The organism is Streptomyces sp. GMY02 (genome assembly GCF_019056675.1).
Taxonomy (GTDB): domain Bacteria; phylum Actinomycetota; class Actinomycetes; order Streptomycetales; family Streptomycetaceae; genus Streptomyces; species Streptomyces odonnellii.
The window spans coordinates 4,775,147-4,788,420 of sequence record NZ_CP077658.1; the positions used below are offsets into that span (position 1 = coordinate 4,775,147).

Consider the following 13,274-nt stretch of genomic DNA (forward strand, 5'->3'; position numbering starts at 1 on the left):
TGTCCCCCTTCTGATCAGCCATGCCTCCTACGGTGACGGTCCGTTTGGACCTGACCCGTAGGGGGCTTTCATGTCTGCCGCGATCTCGCACGCGTCGCCGGAGCGCGCCTTACCGACAACCGACCTGACGACCGGTGAGGTACGCGTCCCGCTGCGCCTCCTCAGCATTGACCGTCTTCTGGCGGTCGCGCCCCTCGTGCTGTCGCGGCGCGAAGCCGAGCTGCTTCGCGACCGCCTGGCCGAGCTGCTCCTCCCCGCGCCTCGCTCGGTAAGGACACAGCCGTGAGCGAGAGCGGGACCGATACTGCCGAAGACATCCGGGCCATGACGACCCTCCAAACAGCCAGACCAGCAGCTCCCGACACCGATTCCCTGCCGCTCGACTTCGCCACCATGCGCGCCACAGCACAGCACACCGTGGACTTCGGCATTCGGCTGCTGCCCGAGGATCTGGACACGGCGATCCTCCGGCTGCGCGCGCATCTGGCGCTCCTGATCCCGGAGGCGGAGCAGCGGCTCGGACGCTTCTCCCCGGCCGGCATCGAGGAGGCTCGTCGGCGCGTGGCTGCTGACCCGGGGTTGCTCGGACCCGTCTGGTACGCGCACTCTCTGGCCCGTTCGGTTCTTACCCTGTGCGCGCACCTGGGCCACGGCGAGGAGCCCAGCGATGGATGAACCCGCTGAGGCGTGGCAGCCGCCTCTCACGGCTGTGGAGCTGGTCGGCGCTGGCCGGTACTGGGATGCCGTACGCGTACGGTCCGCGATCGGTATGCGGATCATCCAGCGTCTGGGCGACGGCTGCGGCGCGGTGATTGAGGACTGGCACGGGCGGGTCCTCTACTGGCTCGTGCCCTGCGGGACGGCCGATGAGTGGGATCTCCCAGCATCGCAGGTGCAGCCGCTGGGAATCGCCACATTCGTGGCCGTACCACCGGCTCAGTTCACGGACACCTCCCGCCGCCTGCGCTGGATCCGCCCCCTGACCGATACGCGCTACCTCACCGATGCCGAGCTGCTGCACGACGCACTCGCGGCGGAGATCGCGGTATCCGCATGACAGCGCCCCCGACTGTCTGGCAGCCCCAAGTCACCACCAGCGGGCGCGGATACTTCCAGCTCGTGCAGGTGGCCGAGGTCATCCGCTTCCAGGCGGAGTACACGGAGTGGCTGAAGCACGCTCAGGAGTGCTCCGTCTGCGCCGACCTTGACCGGTGCGACACGGGTGCCGGGCTGTGGGACATCTACATGGCTGCCCGGACGGACTCGTGACCCCCGCCCGCTGCTGACATCTCGCAGCGGGCGGGCCCTGCCCCGGCCGGTTTCCGTCTCCCGTCGGCGCCGACCGGGTTGCCCCGCCTACGGACGGCCGTAGAGCGTCCCTGATCCACTCTGGTCGCATCCTGTCCCCCCGGCGGGCGGCCGGAGTGCAAGGAGCCCCAGTCACCTGTGTGACTGGGGCTCCGGTGCGTCTCGGATGCTTGTTGTCGCGCTCACCTGGGTGCGAGACAATGTGGTAACCGCTGGTCAGACCGCCTTTGGAGCAGGGGCGGTGCGTGAGCGGTGCGTGAGCGGAGATCCCGGAGTGGACCGGAGTAGCCGGAGTGATCCGGGGTGCGAACCGGGCAAACTACCCGGCATTCCGGAGTAGCCGGAGTGCCCCAGAGTAGCCGGAGTAATACCTATCGACTTGTAATGCGTAGGTCGTCGGTTCGAATCCGACAGGGGGCTCCGGGGAGGTTCAGGGAGGTCCAGGTCAGACGCCGTCTGGCTTGGACCTTTCGCGCACCGTCCTGAGCCGTGACCGGCGGGGCAGGTGCGCGCGGCTCGTGTGGCGGCGGGACCTCGGCGGTCGCACGATGGGAATGACAGTTCGATGCGCTGGACGAACGCCGACCGGCCGTCTGGTCCTCGCTGCGGCGGCGTCCGGCCCGATCACGGCCCACTCCCGATGCCAGGACCGCACGGGGCGACGCGCCGCCGGAAAAGGCACGGCCCCGGCCCATACCGCCCGGGACACTGCGGCCGGGCGAGGAGTCACTCATGGCCGGCTACGAGATCCTGGCCTACGACTATCCCGTGCTCGGGGCCTTCCTGACCGCGCTGTGGGTCTTTCTGTGGGTCCTGTGGATCTTCCTGCTCTTCCGCGTGGTCGTCGACATCTTCCGGGACGACGGACTCAGCGGCTGGGCCAAAGCGGCCTGGCTGGTCTTCGTGGTTGTCCTGCCGTTCCTCGGCGTCTTCGTCTACGTCGTCGCCCGGGGCCGGGGCATGGGAAGCCGCGAGGCGCACCATGTCGAAGCCCAGCGCGAGGAGGTGGACCGCTACATCAGAAAGACCGCCGGCACGGACGGCAGCCGCCAGGTCGACGACCTCGCGCGCCTCTCCGAGATCCGCGCCCGGGGTGACATCTCAGACGAGGAGTTCCGGCGGGCCAAGGAGAAGATCCTGCATTGACCGGCGTCGGGGCGGGCGGTCATGTCATGTCATGTCACGGCAGGTTGCCGTCGAGGAGCCGGGCGCTCCGGCCCGGCTGGGCGTAGGGGTACGGAGCGGTCGCGCCGGGGGCGAGCCGTAGCGCTGGGCGCCTTTGTGCGGTGGTTGACGCGGGAAACCGTAGGCGTGCTGCACGTGGGCCCCGGGTGCGGGTGCCGGGGAGTGTCAGCGCAGGGCTGCCGCGGCGACACGCAGGTCCGACACGAAGCCCCTGTACACGGCCTCGCGGTCTTCCGACCGTAGAACCGCCGAAGGATGGATCGTCGCCAGGGCGCGCGCCCGGCTCCCGTCGCCGTCGCCCGCGCCCTCGCCCGTGGGAAACAGGGCGCCCCGCTCCTTGGTCACCCTGAAGGACGGCCCGAACAGCGACTTGGCCGCGGTCGCACCCAGCGCCACGATCACCTCCGGATCGACCAGGCGGAGTTCGGCCGTCAGCCAGGGACGGCAGGCGGTCATCTCCCGGAGACTGGGCGGCTTGTGGATACGCCGTTTGCCCGGCCCCGCGGACGTGAACTTGAAGTGCTTGACCGCGTTGGTGAGATACGCGTCCGCGAGGTCGAGTCCGGCCTCTTCCAGCGCCCTCCGCAACACGCCGCCCGCGGGGCCGACGAAGGGCTGTCCCTGCCGGTCTTCCTGGTCGCCCGGCTGCTCGCCGGCGAGTACGAGGCGCGCGGACGCTTCGCCGGAACCGAAGACGGTCCGCGTCGCGTGCTCGTGGAGCGGGCAGCCCTCGCAGGCCGCCGCTGCCTCCCGGTAAGCAGGGAGCCCGCCACGGTCGGGCAGGTAGGGGGTGGCGTCGTACCGTTGCTCGCCTGCCCGGTCACGACGCTCTGCCATGGCGTTCACCTCCCTCCCGGCGGTCGGGCATCCGGTTTGCGGCGCTCATCTCCCGTGCGGCGGAAGCCGGTTCGGTCGGAGGCACCGTGTACGTGGTGAAGCGCCGGCGAGGCGTCAGGCGCCGGCGTACGGTCCCTACCGCCCCGGGCGCAGCCGAAGCGTTGCCGACGGGGTGATGGCCCCGCCCTTTCCCTCGCCCTGGGTGAGGCCATCGTCGTACGCACAGGTCACGCGGAGAGGCGTGACAGATCGCGCGGGATCTCCTCCCGCAGGATCTCTGCCTCCTTCTCCGTCTGCTCGTACTGCGACAGAGCCAGACCCATGCAGAAGAACGTGGGCGCCCACTCGCCGACGAAGATGCCCCACCGGTCGGCGCGCTCTATCCCGCCGATCGGTTCGAACTTGAGCGAACTCACCCACGAGGCGACGGCGAGCCCTATCGACACGACGCCGGCCGTGTACATGTGCTCGCTCCGCAGGCCCTTCTCGTGCAGCATCTTGATCATGACGGCTCCCGGTGTTGTGGCTGATCCCCCTCATCCCACCGTCACCCCACCCAGGACCACCCGCATCCCAGCGCGAGTGCTGGAGGGCGGTACAGGGCTGCCCGCGCGCGTGACGGCAGGCCGGCAGCCCCAGGCTGGCCATTTCCGCCCGGGCTTTCGTGTGTGCGGTGTGCGGTGGGTGGTGTTCCGTGGGTGGTGGGTGGTGTTCGGGGTTGGCCGGGGTGGTCAGCGGCCCGAGATGCGGTTGGCCGTGCGGGCTATCGGGTGGGTGGTGGGGGCGTTCGAGGTGGATTCCTTGGTGTCCGCCGTGCGGTAGGCCGCGTACAAGGCGTGGACGCCCAGCCAGCGGAAGGGTTCCGGTTCCCAGTTGCGGACCTTGTGGTGGACCCAGGGGAGGGTGGTCAGGTCCGTGGGGCCCGCCTGGCCCGAGTCGTGCTGGATCAGGTCGCGGAGGGTGCGGGCGGCGAGGTTGGTGGTGGCCACGCCGGAGCCCACGTAACCGCCCGCCCAGCCCAGACCGGTGGTGCGGTCCAGGGTGACGGTGGCGCACCAGTCGCGGGGGACGCCGAGGACGCCGGACCAGGCATGTTCGATACGGGCGTCGGCGGTGGCGGGGAAGAAGCGGACGAGGATCTCGCGGAGCGCCTCCACGGTGGCGGGCGGGGTGGGGGCGGTGTCGGCGAGTCGGGCGGCTCGGGAGCCGTAGCGGTACGGGTAGCCGCGGCCGCCGAGGGCTATGCGGTTGTCGGCGGTGCGCTGCGCGTACATGTAGGCGTGGGCCATGTCGCCGAGGGTTTCGCGGCCGTCCCAGCCGATGGTGTCCCAGATTTCGGCGGGGAGCGGTTCGGTGGCGATCATCGAGGAGTTCATCGGGAGCCACGCGCGGCGGGCGCCCTTGATGCTCGCGGTGAACCCTTCGGTGCAGCGGAGGATGTAGGGCGCGCGGACGGTGCCGTGCGGGGTGAGGGCGTGTTTGGGCCTGATCTCGGTGACGGGCGTCGATTCGTGGATGGTGACGCCGAGCGCTTCGACTGCGGCGGCCAGGCCTTTGACCAGTTTGACGGGGTGGAGCCGGGCGCCGTGCGGGGTCCAGGCGGAGCCGAGGGCTCCGGCGACGCGGATGCGGCCGGCGGTCTCGGCGGCGTCGTGGAGGGTGCGGTCGGTTTCGCCGAAGCCGGTTTCGGCGGTGTGGAACGCTTTGAGGCGGGTGAGCTGGGCCGGGGTGCGGGCGATTTCGAGGACGCCGCCGTGGTGGATGTCGGCGTCGATGTTCTCTTCGGCGGTGACGCGGATGACTTCGGCGACGGTGTCGTTCATGGCGTGCTGGAGGCGTACGGCGGCGTCGTGGCCGTGGAGTGCGGCGTAACGGTCGCGGCCGGCGATGCCGTTGTAGAGCCAGCCGCCGTTGCGGCCGGAGGCGCCGAAGCCGCAGAACTTGCCTTCCAGGATGGTGATGTTGAGGTACGGGGCGGCTTTTTTGAGGTAGTAGGCGGTCCAGAGTCCGGTGTAGCCGCCGCCGACGATGCAGACGTCGGCGGTGGTGTCGCCGGGGAGGGGCGGGCGCGGGGCGGGGAGGCCGTCCTGGGCGTACCAGAAGGAGATGGCGGCGGGGGCGGTGTTCGTACGGGGTGTGTTTTCCGGGTGGGCGGTGTTTTCGGCGCGGTCGCTCGTACCGTCGTTTGGTCCGTTGCCTGGGGGCGTCCCCGTGCCCGTACCCCTGCTCGTACCGTTGCCGCTGTTCGGTCCGTCGCCGGCGTCGTCCGGTCTGTCCGGCTCGTCGTTGTTCGCGCTGGTCATGTGGGTGTTCGTACACCGCTGCTCGTACGTCTGTCCAGGTATCGGCGGGGTCCCTGGGCGCGCGTCAGCGGGTAGCAGGCCAGGCCGATGAGGACCGCGGTGACGTGGCCGAGGTCGGTGAAGTTGGGGGCGACGATCAGCGGGAGTCCGTAGTAGACGAGGACGACGGCGAGATACGGCAGGTGCCAGGGCAGCGGTACTCGGTAGGTCAGGACGCCGGCGATCCCGGCGAGCGCGTAACTGACGCCGATGTCGAGGGTGTGGGCGGCGGACTGCGGTGCGTGCCCGTGCAGGATCGCCCAGCCGAGGACGCCTTCGCTGATGAGGGTGGCGCCGATGTGCGCGAACGCGGCGACGGCGAGCCAGCGCGTGGTGCCGAGCCAGTGTTCGGCGGGGGCGTGGAAGAGCGTGTAGAGGACGGCGTACGGGAGCCAGGTGCCGCCGTCGGTCCAGAAGGCGCTGGAGATCAGGACGCGGAGGGGGTCGGTGGACAGTTCGTGGATGTTGGTGGAGCGCTGGAGCAGGAATTCCTCTTCGAACTCGGGTGACATGCGGTGGAGAGCGATGGTGGTGACGAAGAGGGCGGCCAGCCAGAGATGGGTGCCGGGGGCGCTCGTGATCCAGGTGCGGACTGTGCCGGCCCATGGGCGGACCGCGTCGGTCCGTGGGCGGATCACGTGAGGAATGCGGCGCATGGGGCGATTCACGCACGGTCGTAGGATCGTGGGCGTGATCGACATTCCGGTGGAGCTGGCGGAATCACAGTCGAGGTTTTCGGGGGAGGCGGGCCGGGCGTTCATCGCGGCGCTGCCGGGGCGGGCGGCGGATTTTCTGGAGCGGTGGGAGCTGCGCCGTACGGGTTCCGCGATGTACGGCAAGTGCGCACTGGTGCTGCCGGTGGAGTGCGCGGACGGTACGGCGGCGGTGCTGAAGCTCCAGCAGCCCGACGACGAGTCGGTGGGGGAGCCGGTGGCGCTGCGGGCGTGGGGCGGAGACGGCGCGGTGCGGCTGCTGCGGTACGACGAGGAGACGGGGACGCTGCTGCTGGAACGGCTGGTTGCGCGTGGGCTGGGCGGGCGCTCTGGGGCGGGTGGGCCTGGTGGTCCGGGTGCTTCGGGTGGTCCGGGTGCGCGCGGTTCGGGCGCTCCGGGCGATTCGGTTGCACGCGGTTCGGGCGGTCCCGGCGGTCCCGGCGGTCCGGGTGCGGGCGGTCCGGTTTCGGGCGACCCGGTTCCGCGTCATCTGCCCCCGCGCGATCTGAGTGGGGTGCCGGTACGGGAGGCGGTCCGGATCCTGGCCGAGTTGCTGGCGCGGCTGACGTCGGTGCAGGCTCCGGCGGGTCTGCGCACGCTGGGGGATGCCGTCGCGCGGATGCTCGACGAGGCGCCGGTGCTGGCGGGGGCGCTGGTGGACGAGGGTGAGCGGCGGCTCGTACGGGACTGTGCGGCGGCGGTGCGCGAGGTGGCGGACGAGCCGGGGGACCGGCTGCTGCACTGGGATCTGCATTACGAGAACGTGCTGGCCGCGGAGCGTGAACCGTGGCTGGCGATCGATCCGAAGCCGCTGGCGGGCGATCCCGGGTTCGAGTTGCTACCGGCGCTGACGAACCGCTTCGGCGCTTTCGACGGCACGGGCACCGGCACCGGCAGGCGCAAGGGCACCGGCACCGGCACGAACACCGGCACCGGCACGGGATCGCCCGGCGCGCAGACCCTGTGGCGCTTCGACCTGATGACGGAGGTGCTGGCCCTGGACCGGTCCCGGGCGCGTGCCTGGACCCTGGGCCGGGTGCTGCAGAACTGCCTGTGGCGGCTGAGGGATGGCGACCGGGAGCTGGACCCGGTCCAGGTGTCCATCGCTCGGTCACTGCTGGCACGGTGAGCGGGGGAGAGGGCAGGCTGCGGTCATGATTCGTACTGCCACTGCCGCCGACGTTCCGGTGATCCACGCGATGATCCGTGAGCTGGCGGAATACGAGAAGTGCCTGGACGAGGCCCGGGCGACCGAGGCGCAGCTCCACGAGGCGCTGTTCGGGGAGCACCCGGCGGCCTTCGCGCACATCGCGGAGTCGGACGAGAACGGCGAGCCGGTCGGCTTCGCGCTCTGGTTCCTGAACTTCTCGACCTGGCGCGGCGTGCACGGCATCTATCTGGAGGACCTGTACGTACGGCCCGCCAGCCGCGGCGGCGGCCACGGCAAGGCGCTCCTCACGGAGCTGGCCCGGATCTGCGTGGAGCGCGGCTACGAACGGCTGGAGTGGTCGGTCCTGGACTGGAACGAACCGTCGATCGGCTTCTACCGCTCACTCGGAGCGGTGGCGCAGGACGAGTGGACGGTATTCCGCCTGACGGACGAGGCCCTGCACACACTGGGAGGAGGGACGGCGGCGTAGGCCCTGCCCGGGCTCATGAAGACCCGCCGAACAGGACCTGGCGGTGCATGCGGCGGGGACATCGACGGGGGCGTGGCCCGGTTCGTCAGGGCCTCTACCCGCCCCGCCCCGGCCCTCAGGCCGAGGAACAGCCCTGCCCGGCACCACAGGTGGGTACCACGGGTGGGTACCACGGGTGAACCGCCGGGCGGGCGACAGACGGGCTTCAGGGACGGCTACCCGACGGCCGGGACCGGATGCTCCGGGGAGTCCAGCCACGCCGTGTGGGCACCGCCAGGGGTGACGGTCAGACCGAAGCGCTCGAACCCCGGACGGCCCTGGCCGTCCCACCAGGCGTAGGCGGCGGTGAGCTCACCCCACAGCTCGCGAGGACCGCACTGGTAGACCTCGAACTCGTCCGCGCCGGGCACGAAGTCGGCTGATGCCCAGGAGGTCACGTCGGTGTCGCGGAGCCAGAGCGTGTACGACCCGTCGGGGTAGCGCTCCGCATGCGGGAACATACCGACGGTCCGGAGCCCGATGGCGAACATGGGGAGCCAGTCCGCCACGCTCTCAGGGGACAGCGCCGTAACCGTCCGGCGGCCGTCCGCGGGCCAGGGCCTGCCGCCCAGGTAGTCCCTCACATGGCGCCGGTGAGTGCGCTGCTGCCGCAGCCGCATGAAGGCGGACGGACCGACGAACGGGCCGGACGCGCTCCCGTCCTCCTGAACAGTGAGGCGGACGACCCCTTCGCCGCCGTACCCCGTGGCGTACGGGGAGACGATGATTCCCCCGGGTCCGGTCTGACGGACAATCCCGGCCGGGATCTCCGCGAGTGAGGCCGTGATCAGCACTTGGTCGTACGGCGCGCCCGGCTTCCAGCCCAGGGAGCCGTCTCCGACGACGGTGACGGGGGCGTACCCGGCGGCTCTGATCCGGGCGTGGGCGGAAGCGGCGTTCTCCGGGGCGAACTCGATGGTCACCACGCCGGGCGAGCCGGCCCGTTCGCACAGAAGCGCCGCGTTCCAGCCCGTACCGGTCCCCACTTCCAGGACGGCCGCTCCTGGCCGGACGTCCAGGGCGGCCAGCATGGAGAACACCATGGAGGGCTGGGAGTTGCTGCAGGTCGGGTTCCTGCCCCGGCCGTTCCCGGTGTGCGCCCCGTCGTCCCATTGAGTGGTGAGGGACACGTCCGAATAGACCGCCTCCAGCCACGCCTCCGGGTCGGTCCGGCGGTCGACGGCTTCCACCGCTCCGGTGCTCCGGGTTACGCCGGGCCAGATCACATCCGGTACGAAGGCATCCCTGGGCACCGCTTGGAAGGCGGGGAGCCAGTCGGGGGTCAGGGCCCCGGCGTCGATGAGACGGGAGGCCAGTGCCTGGGACAGCCGGGAGGCCGGCTCCTGGGGTGCGGCCTCCGTCGTGGCGTGCCCCGTCACTTGGTGCCGCTGCCGTTGGTGTCGCTGTGACCGGAGTCCTGGCCCTCCGAACCGCCGCCGCCGTGCCCGGCACCGGAGTTGCTGTCGTCCTGCTGCCCGCCGCCCTGCCCGTCGCCGGTTCCGCCGCCGTGCTTGCCGTCGCTCATGAGGGTGTGCTCCTTCGCGTGTTGATGCCGCTGATCGCCGCAGCCGGCTCGTACCGGCGGGCTCTCGCTGAGAAGGACGCTAGACGCCAACGGCCTTTCGGGCGGGCGCTGATGCTCCGCGATTCTCGCGCCGAGCGGCGCCGCTCGGGAGGATTCTTGGGAGCGCTCTCAGACGGTGCGGAGGGCGTGCCTGGCGCGGGCGATGACGCGGTGGGCCTCGGCGCCGTGGACAGCGGACTCCGAAAGGGCCCGCCAGACTTTCTGGTAGACGCCCACGCTGTCCGCGTTGTCCAGCCAGAGTTCCGCGTGCCAGTCCTCCGCGATCACGAGGCGGTCGTCATAGATCCAGAAGCCATTCGCGGGCGGGAGCTTGAGCGAGGCGCCGAACGGCACGATGCCCAGTGAGACGGTGTCCAGGCCGAGCACGCCCGTCAGGCGGTCGAGCTGTGCGGCCATGACCTGAGGCGGGCAGACCAACGCCCGCAGCGCGGCTTCCCACATCACGATGTGGAACGTCCTGCCCGGCTCGTAGAGCAGCTCCTGGCGCCTCACACGGGCCCGTACGGCTTCCTCCGTGTCGCGTACGGACTGGTGGAGGTCGGCGTACCCCGTGAAGATGTGGCGGGCGTACTCGGCGGTCTGGAGAATCCCGGCGACCATGGAACTCTCCCAGCCGCGGATGTTCCTGGATTGCTCGTACTCCACAGTGAGCGTGTCCTGGACGGGCTTGTGGCCGGCGGCAAGTTGTCGGCGCCATGCCCGGGACCGGGATTCCAGGCTCCGGAGCCGGGCGACCAGTTCCTCCGCTGCCCCGGGGTGGTTCGTGCCGTCCGTCCATGCCAGCAGGTCGTTCACCGTGGCGGTCTGACGGCCGGTCTCCAACTTGCTGACCTTCGACTGCGTCCAGCCGAGCCGGGCCGCCAACTCGCGGCCCGTTAGACACCGATCGGTGCGCAGCTCACGCAGCCGCGCACCGAGGGAAACTCTCGCCTGCTGGAAGTCGGTTGTCACGCGCTGGAAGGCACCTGTTCCGTGAACCGCTCGTACGGGACGGCGTGGTGCCACGCGGCGTCCCGCACCTGGCTGGCGCGCGAGACCTCGACGGGGTCGGTGATCAGCTCGACTCCGGTGAGCTGGTCGTCGTCATCGAAGTGGAGCCGGGCGATGACCCGGGAGTCGAACAGCCAGAAGTCGTCGTCCGGCAGTCGCAGGCGCTCCGCGTCGGCGCGCCACAGGTTGCGGATGTCCTCGCCCACCGCGCTGTTCCGGCGCGCGTTGTCCAGGAGGTAGCGCTGTCCGACGGTCGGAGGGCTGTCCACGACGCGCACGCGCTCGAACCGCTTGCCCAGGGCCGACTGCTCGCGCCGGGTGACGCACCAGGGGTCGTCCAGGTCCCAGCGGGGATCCTCCCCGCGTGCGAAACGGTGGTACGTCTCGGTCTCCTCGTCGGAGGCGTACCGGCGCCGGGACTCCAGCCGCCAGGCGGTGTGCTCACAGGTTTTGAACATGGCCTCGAACTCGTCGAAGCTGATCATCTCGGAAACCCTTTCCGCTTCCTTGGGGGCGAAGTCTGCCAGTAACACACGCGGTACGACCACGAACCCCTCCCCGTCCTTGACGTTCCGGAGCTGTGCCACGTCGTCGGGGTCGGTCACCGCGTCGCCCTGGACCAGGACCTCCCCGCTGTCCAGGTCCTCGTGCAGCGTGGGGCATCCGCTGTTGCCGGAGTTCGTGCCGATGAATTGGAGCCTTCGCGCCATCGCTGTTCCCCTCTCAGCGCCTTGCAGGTCGTTCTCAGCATGGCGTCCGTGGGGATCTTCTGTCCGGCGTGATTCTCGGTTATGCGTCGGCGGGGGTGTAGCCGTGCTGGTGGCTGGGGCGCAGTGCCGCGGCCCGTCAGGGGCCCGTGTCGGTTGTTGATTCGCGGGTGCGGGGGGACGCGCCCGTGATGACGAGTACGGCTACGACCGCCGCGGCGATCAGGATGGCGGACGCCCAGGCCAGGGCCACCGTGAAGCCGTGGACCGTTGCCGTGTTCACCAGGGCCGTTCGCTCGGGCGGGGTGAGGCCGGTCGTCTTGGCTGCCGCCAGATACGTACTCGTCGTGGTGATCGCGATCGTGTTGAGCAGGGCCGTACCGATGGAGCCGCCGACCTGTTGTGCGGTGTTGACGGTTGCCGAGGTGACGCCGGAGTCCCTGGCGGCCACGCCCGAGGTGCCGGTGGCGATGGCGGGCATGAAGGTGAGGCCGAGTCCGAGGCCGAGCAGTACGGTGCCGGGCAGGATGTGCGTCGGGTAGCTGGAGTGGGTGTCGATGAAGGTCAGCGAGTACAGCCCGGCCGCGCCGAGCAGCAGCCCGGGGCCGATGAGGTAACGCGGCGGTACGTGCGGCAGCAGCCGGGCGGAGATCTGCGTGGATCCGATGACGATCGAGGCGGTCAGCGGCAGGAAGGCCAGCCCGGTTCTGAGGGGCGAGTAGCCGAGGACGGTCTGCAGGAAGTACGTCATGAAGAGGAACGCCCCGAACAGCCCGATGGTCGTCAGACACATGATGAGCATCGAGCCGCCGCGGTTGCGGTCGCGCACGATGTGCGGGGGCAGCAGCGGCCCCGGCGTACGGGTCTGCCACCACGCGAATCCGCTCAGCAGCGCGGCGCCGCCGGTGAGCAGGCCCAGGACTAGCGGGGCGCTCCAGCCGTGGATCTCGGCCTCGCTCAGCCCGTACACCAGGGCGACGAGCCCGCCGCAGCCGAGGATCACCCCGGGCATGTCGAGGTGCGCGCCGTGGGTGCCTCGGGTGCCGGCCCGGTCGCTGAGCAGGGTGTACGCGCCGATGACGGCGATGGCGGCGATCGGGACGTTGACGTAGAGGCACCACCGCCAGCTCAGGAACTCGGTGAGGACGCCGCCGACGAGCAGCCCGATCGCTGATCCCGCGCCGGCGAGCGCGCTGAACACGCCGAAGGCCTTGGCGCGTTCGTCGCCCCTGGTGAACGTGGTGGTGAGCAGCGAGAGCGCGGACGGGGCGAGGAGGGCGGCGAAGGCGCCCTGGAGCGCGCGTGCGAGGAACAGCATCTCGGGGCCGGTGGACGCGCCGCCGATCGCGGAGGCCGCGGCGAAGCCGATGAGGCCGATGACGAAGGTGCGTTTACGGCCGACGAGGTCGGCGATCCGGCCGCCGAGGAGCAGCAGACCGCCGAAGGCCAGGGTGTAGGCGGTGATGACCCACTGGCGGTTGCCGTTGGTGAGGCCGAGTTCGCGCTGGGCGGACGGCAGGGCGATGTTCACGATGGTGGCGTCGAGGACGACCATGAGCTGGGCGGTCGCGATGACGGCGAGCGCCCACCAGCGGTGCGTGTCGGTCTCGGTGCCGGGCTCGGGGCGGGGGTGCCGGTTGGGGTACGGACCGCCTGGATGGCCCGGGCGGTCCGGGTACGGTCCGGGCCGGCCGCCCGAGTTCGCCGGGTCGCTCATCCGGGGTCTTCCCTCGTGTGGGTGTGGGCCGGTAGGGGGGTGTGGGCCGGTGGTGTGGTGTGGGCCGGTGGTGTGGTGTACGGAAGAAACACCTGGATAGAAGACCACGAATCGGGTGCTTTCGCTTCTTGCGGGGTGCCAGCCCCCCACCGTCAGTCCCCTTGGGCGGGCCCCCTCCGCCGACACCCCTCCGTCAGCCCCGTTGGACGGG

The 13,274-nt window shown here is 70.5% G+C and carries 16 protein-coding genes; 7 read left to right on the forward strand and 9 right to left on the reverse strand.

What is annotated here, in order from left to right; translation table 11 throughout:
* The first annotated feature begins 70 nt into the window (after nt 1–70).
* From KQY30_RS20215 to KQY30_RS20235, 5 genes are all read left to right on the forward strand, one after another.
* The gene (locus KQY30_RS20215) at nt 71–286 is read left to right on the forward strand and encodes a hypothetical protein (RefSeq protein WP_217308041.1); all 216 of its coding nucleotides are present in this window, start codon (nt 71–73) and stop codon (nt 284–286) included.
* Nucleotides 283–675, forward strand: a complete 393-nt coding sequence (locus tag KQY30_RS20220) for a DUF6415 family natural product biosynthesis protein (protein WP_217308042.1) — start codon at nt 283–285, stop codon at nt 673–675. Before KQY30_RS20215 ends, KQY30_RS20220 begins: the two co-directional genes overlap by 4 nt.
* On the forward strand, nt 668–1,057 hold the full coding sequence (locus KQY30_RS20225) for a hypothetical protein (protein WP_217308043.1): 390 nt from the start codon (nt 668–670) through the stop codon (nt 1,055–1,057). The genes KQY30_RS20220 and KQY30_RS20225 overlap by 8 nt, the downstream gene beginning before the upstream one ends.
* The gene (locus tag KQY30_RS20230; RefSeq protein WP_217308044.1) at nt 1,054–1,269 is read left to right on the forward strand and encodes a hypothetical protein; all 216 of its coding nucleotides are present in this window, start codon (nt 1,054–1,056) and stop codon (nt 1,267–1,269) included. The genes KQY30_RS20225 and KQY30_RS20230 overlap by 4 nt, the downstream gene beginning before the upstream one ends.
* 771 nt (nt 1,270–2,040) lie before the next feature.
* Nucleotides 2,041–2,454 carry an SHOCT domain-containing protein gene (locus tag KQY30_RS20235; protein WP_217308045.1) on the forward strand — a complete coding sequence of 138 codons (414 nt, stop codon included), beginning with the start codon at nt 2,041–2,043 and terminating at the stop codon, nt 2,452–2,454.
* 204 nt (nt 2,455–2,658) lie between these two features.
* On the opposite strand, the gene KQY30_RS20240 is transcribed toward KQY30_RS20235, so the two are convergent.
* The 4 genes from KQY30_RS20240 to KQY30_RS20255 all read right to left on the reverse strand — a co-directional run bounded on the left by KQY30_RS20240 (nt 2,659) and on the right by KQY30_RS20255 (nt 6,310).
* Nucleotides 2,659–3,330, reverse strand: a complete 672-nt coding sequence (locus KQY30_RS20240) for a UdgX family uracil-DNA binding protein (RefSeq protein WP_217308046.1) — start codon at nt 3,328–3,330, stop codon at nt 2,659–2,661.
* Nucleotides 3,331–3,557: 227 nt separating this feature from the next.
* Nucleotides 3,558–3,836 (reverse strand): hypothetical protein, encoded by a 279-nt coding sequence (locus KQY30_RS20245; protein ID WP_217308047.1) that lies wholly within the window; start codon nt 3,834–3,836, stop codon nt 3,558–3,560.
* A gap of 225 nt (nt 3,837–4,061) precedes the next feature.
* Nucleotides 4,062–5,633 (reverse strand): FAD-binding oxidoreductase, encoded by a 1,572-nt coding sequence (locus tag KQY30_RS20250; protein WP_254407236.1) that lies wholly within the window; start codon nt 5,631–5,633, stop codon nt 4,062–4,064.
* The gene (locus KQY30_RS20255) at nt 5,630–6,310 is read right to left on the reverse strand and encodes a rhomboid-like protein (protein ID WP_254407237.1); all 681 of its coding nucleotides are present in this window, start codon (nt 6,308–6,310) and stop codon (nt 5,630–5,632) included. Before KQY30_RS20255 ends, KQY30_RS20250 begins: the two co-directional genes overlap by 4 nt.
* 52 nt (nt 6,311–6,362) lie before the next feature.
* Here KQY30_RS20255 and KQY30_RS20260 point away from each other — a divergent pair, with 52 nt between their 5' ends.
* Together KQY30_RS20260 and KQY30_RS20265 are read left to right on the forward strand one after the other, a co-directional pair.
* Nucleotides 6,363–7,514 (forward strand): aminoglycoside phosphotransferase family protein, encoded by a 1,152-nt coding sequence (locus KQY30_RS20260; protein WP_254407238.1) that lies wholly within the window; start codon nt 6,363–6,365, stop codon nt 7,512–7,514.
* 25 nt (nt 7,515–7,539) lie between these two features.
* Nucleotides 7,540–8,025: a GNAT family N-acetyltransferase gene (locus KQY30_RS20265; RefSeq protein WP_217308050.1), complete on the forward strand. Its 486-nt coding sequence runs from the start codon at nt 7,540–7,542 to the stop codon at nt 8,023–8,025.
* A 215-nt stretch (nt 8,026–8,240) separates the two neighbouring features.
* Here KQY30_RS20265 and KQY30_RS20270 read toward each other — a convergent pair whose 3' ends face one another.
* The 5 genes from KQY30_RS20270 to KQY30_RS20290 all read right to left on the reverse strand — a co-directional run bounded on the left by KQY30_RS20270 (nt 8,241) and on the right by KQY30_RS20290 (nt 13,063).
* Complete coding sequence (locus KQY30_RS20270) at nt 8,241–9,443, reverse strand: protein-L-isoaspartate(D-aspartate) O-methyltransferase (protein ID WP_254407239.1); 1,203 nt, start codon at nt 9,441–9,443, stop codon at nt 8,241–8,243.
* A complete protein-coding gene (locus KQY30_RS20275; protein ID WP_198533874.1) occupies nt 9,440–9,589 on the reverse strand; it encodes a hypothetical protein in 150 nt (49 codons plus the stop codon). The genes KQY30_RS20270 and KQY30_RS20275 overlap by 4 nt, the downstream gene beginning before the upstream one ends.
* A 168-nt stretch (nt 9,590–9,757) precedes the next feature.
* On the reverse strand, nt 9,758–10,600 hold the full coding sequence (locus KQY30_RS20280; RefSeq protein ID WP_217308051.1) for a helix-turn-helix transcriptional regulator: 843 nt from the start codon (nt 10,598–10,600) through the stop codon (nt 9,758–9,760).
* On the reverse strand, nt 10,597–11,349 hold the full coding sequence (locus KQY30_RS20285) for a DUF6879 family protein (RefSeq protein ID WP_217308052.1): 753 nt from the start codon (nt 11,347–11,349) through the stop codon (nt 10,597–10,599). The genes KQY30_RS20280 and KQY30_RS20285 overlap by 4 nt, the downstream gene beginning before the upstream one ends.
* A 136-nt stretch (nt 11,350–11,485) precedes the next feature.
* Nucleotides 11,486–13,063, reverse strand: a complete 1,578-nt coding sequence (locus KQY30_RS20290; protein ID WP_217308053.1) for an MFS transporter — start codon at nt 13,061–13,063, stop codon at nt 11,486–11,488.
* Between the last annotated feature and the right edge of the window lie 211 nt (nt 13,064–13,274).

What these genes read in the sequence shown, in the direction of transcription:
- KQY30_RS20265 (WP_217308050.1), top strand. Translation starts at nt 7,540, where the DNA reads ATGATTCGTACTGCCACTGCCGCCGACGTTCCGGTGATCCACGCGATG.
- KQY30_RS20240 (WP_217308046.1), bottom strand. Translation starts at nt 3,330, where the DNA reads ATGGCAGAGCGTCGTGACCGGGCAGGCGAGCAACGGTACGACGCCACC.
- KQY30_RS20250 (WP_254407236.1), bottom strand. Translation starts at nt 5,633, where the DNA reads ATGACCAGCGCGAACAACGACGAGCCGGACAGACCGGACGACGCCGGC.
- KQY30_RS20275 (WP_198533874.1), bottom strand. Translation starts at nt 9,589, where the DNA reads ATGAGCGACGGCAAGCACGGCGGCGGAACCGGCGACGGGCAGGGCGGC.
- KQY30_RS20290 (WP_217308053.1), bottom strand. Translation starts at nt 13,063, where the DNA reads ATGAGCGACCCGGCGAACTCGGGCGGCCGGCCCGGACCGTACCCGGAC.
- KQY30_RS20245 (WP_217308047.1), bottom strand. Translation starts at nt 3,836, where the DNA reads ATGATCAAGATGCTGCACGAGAAGGGCCTGCGGAGCGAGCACATGTAC.
- KQY30_RS20285 (WP_217308052.1), bottom strand. Translation starts at nt 11,349, where the DNA reads ATGGCGCGAAGGCTCCAATTCATCGGCACGAACTCCGGCAACAGCGGA.
- KQY30_RS20215 (WP_217308041.1), top strand. Translation starts at nt 71, where the DNA reads ATGTCTGCCGCGATCTCGCACGCGTCGCCGGAGCGCGCCTTACCGACA.
- KQY30_RS20225 (WP_217308043.1), top strand. Translation starts at nt 668, where the DNA reads ATGGATGAACCCGCTGAGGCGTGGCAGCCGCCTCTCACGGCTGTGGAG.
- KQY30_RS20235 (WP_217308045.1), top strand. Translation starts at nt 2,041, where the DNA reads ATGGCCGGCTACGAGATCCTGGCCTACGACTATCCCGTGCTCGGGGCC.
- KQY30_RS20230 (WP_217308044.1), top strand. Translation starts at nt 1,054, where the DNA reads ATGACAGCGCCCCCGACTGTCTGGCAGCCCCAAGTCACCACCAGCGGG.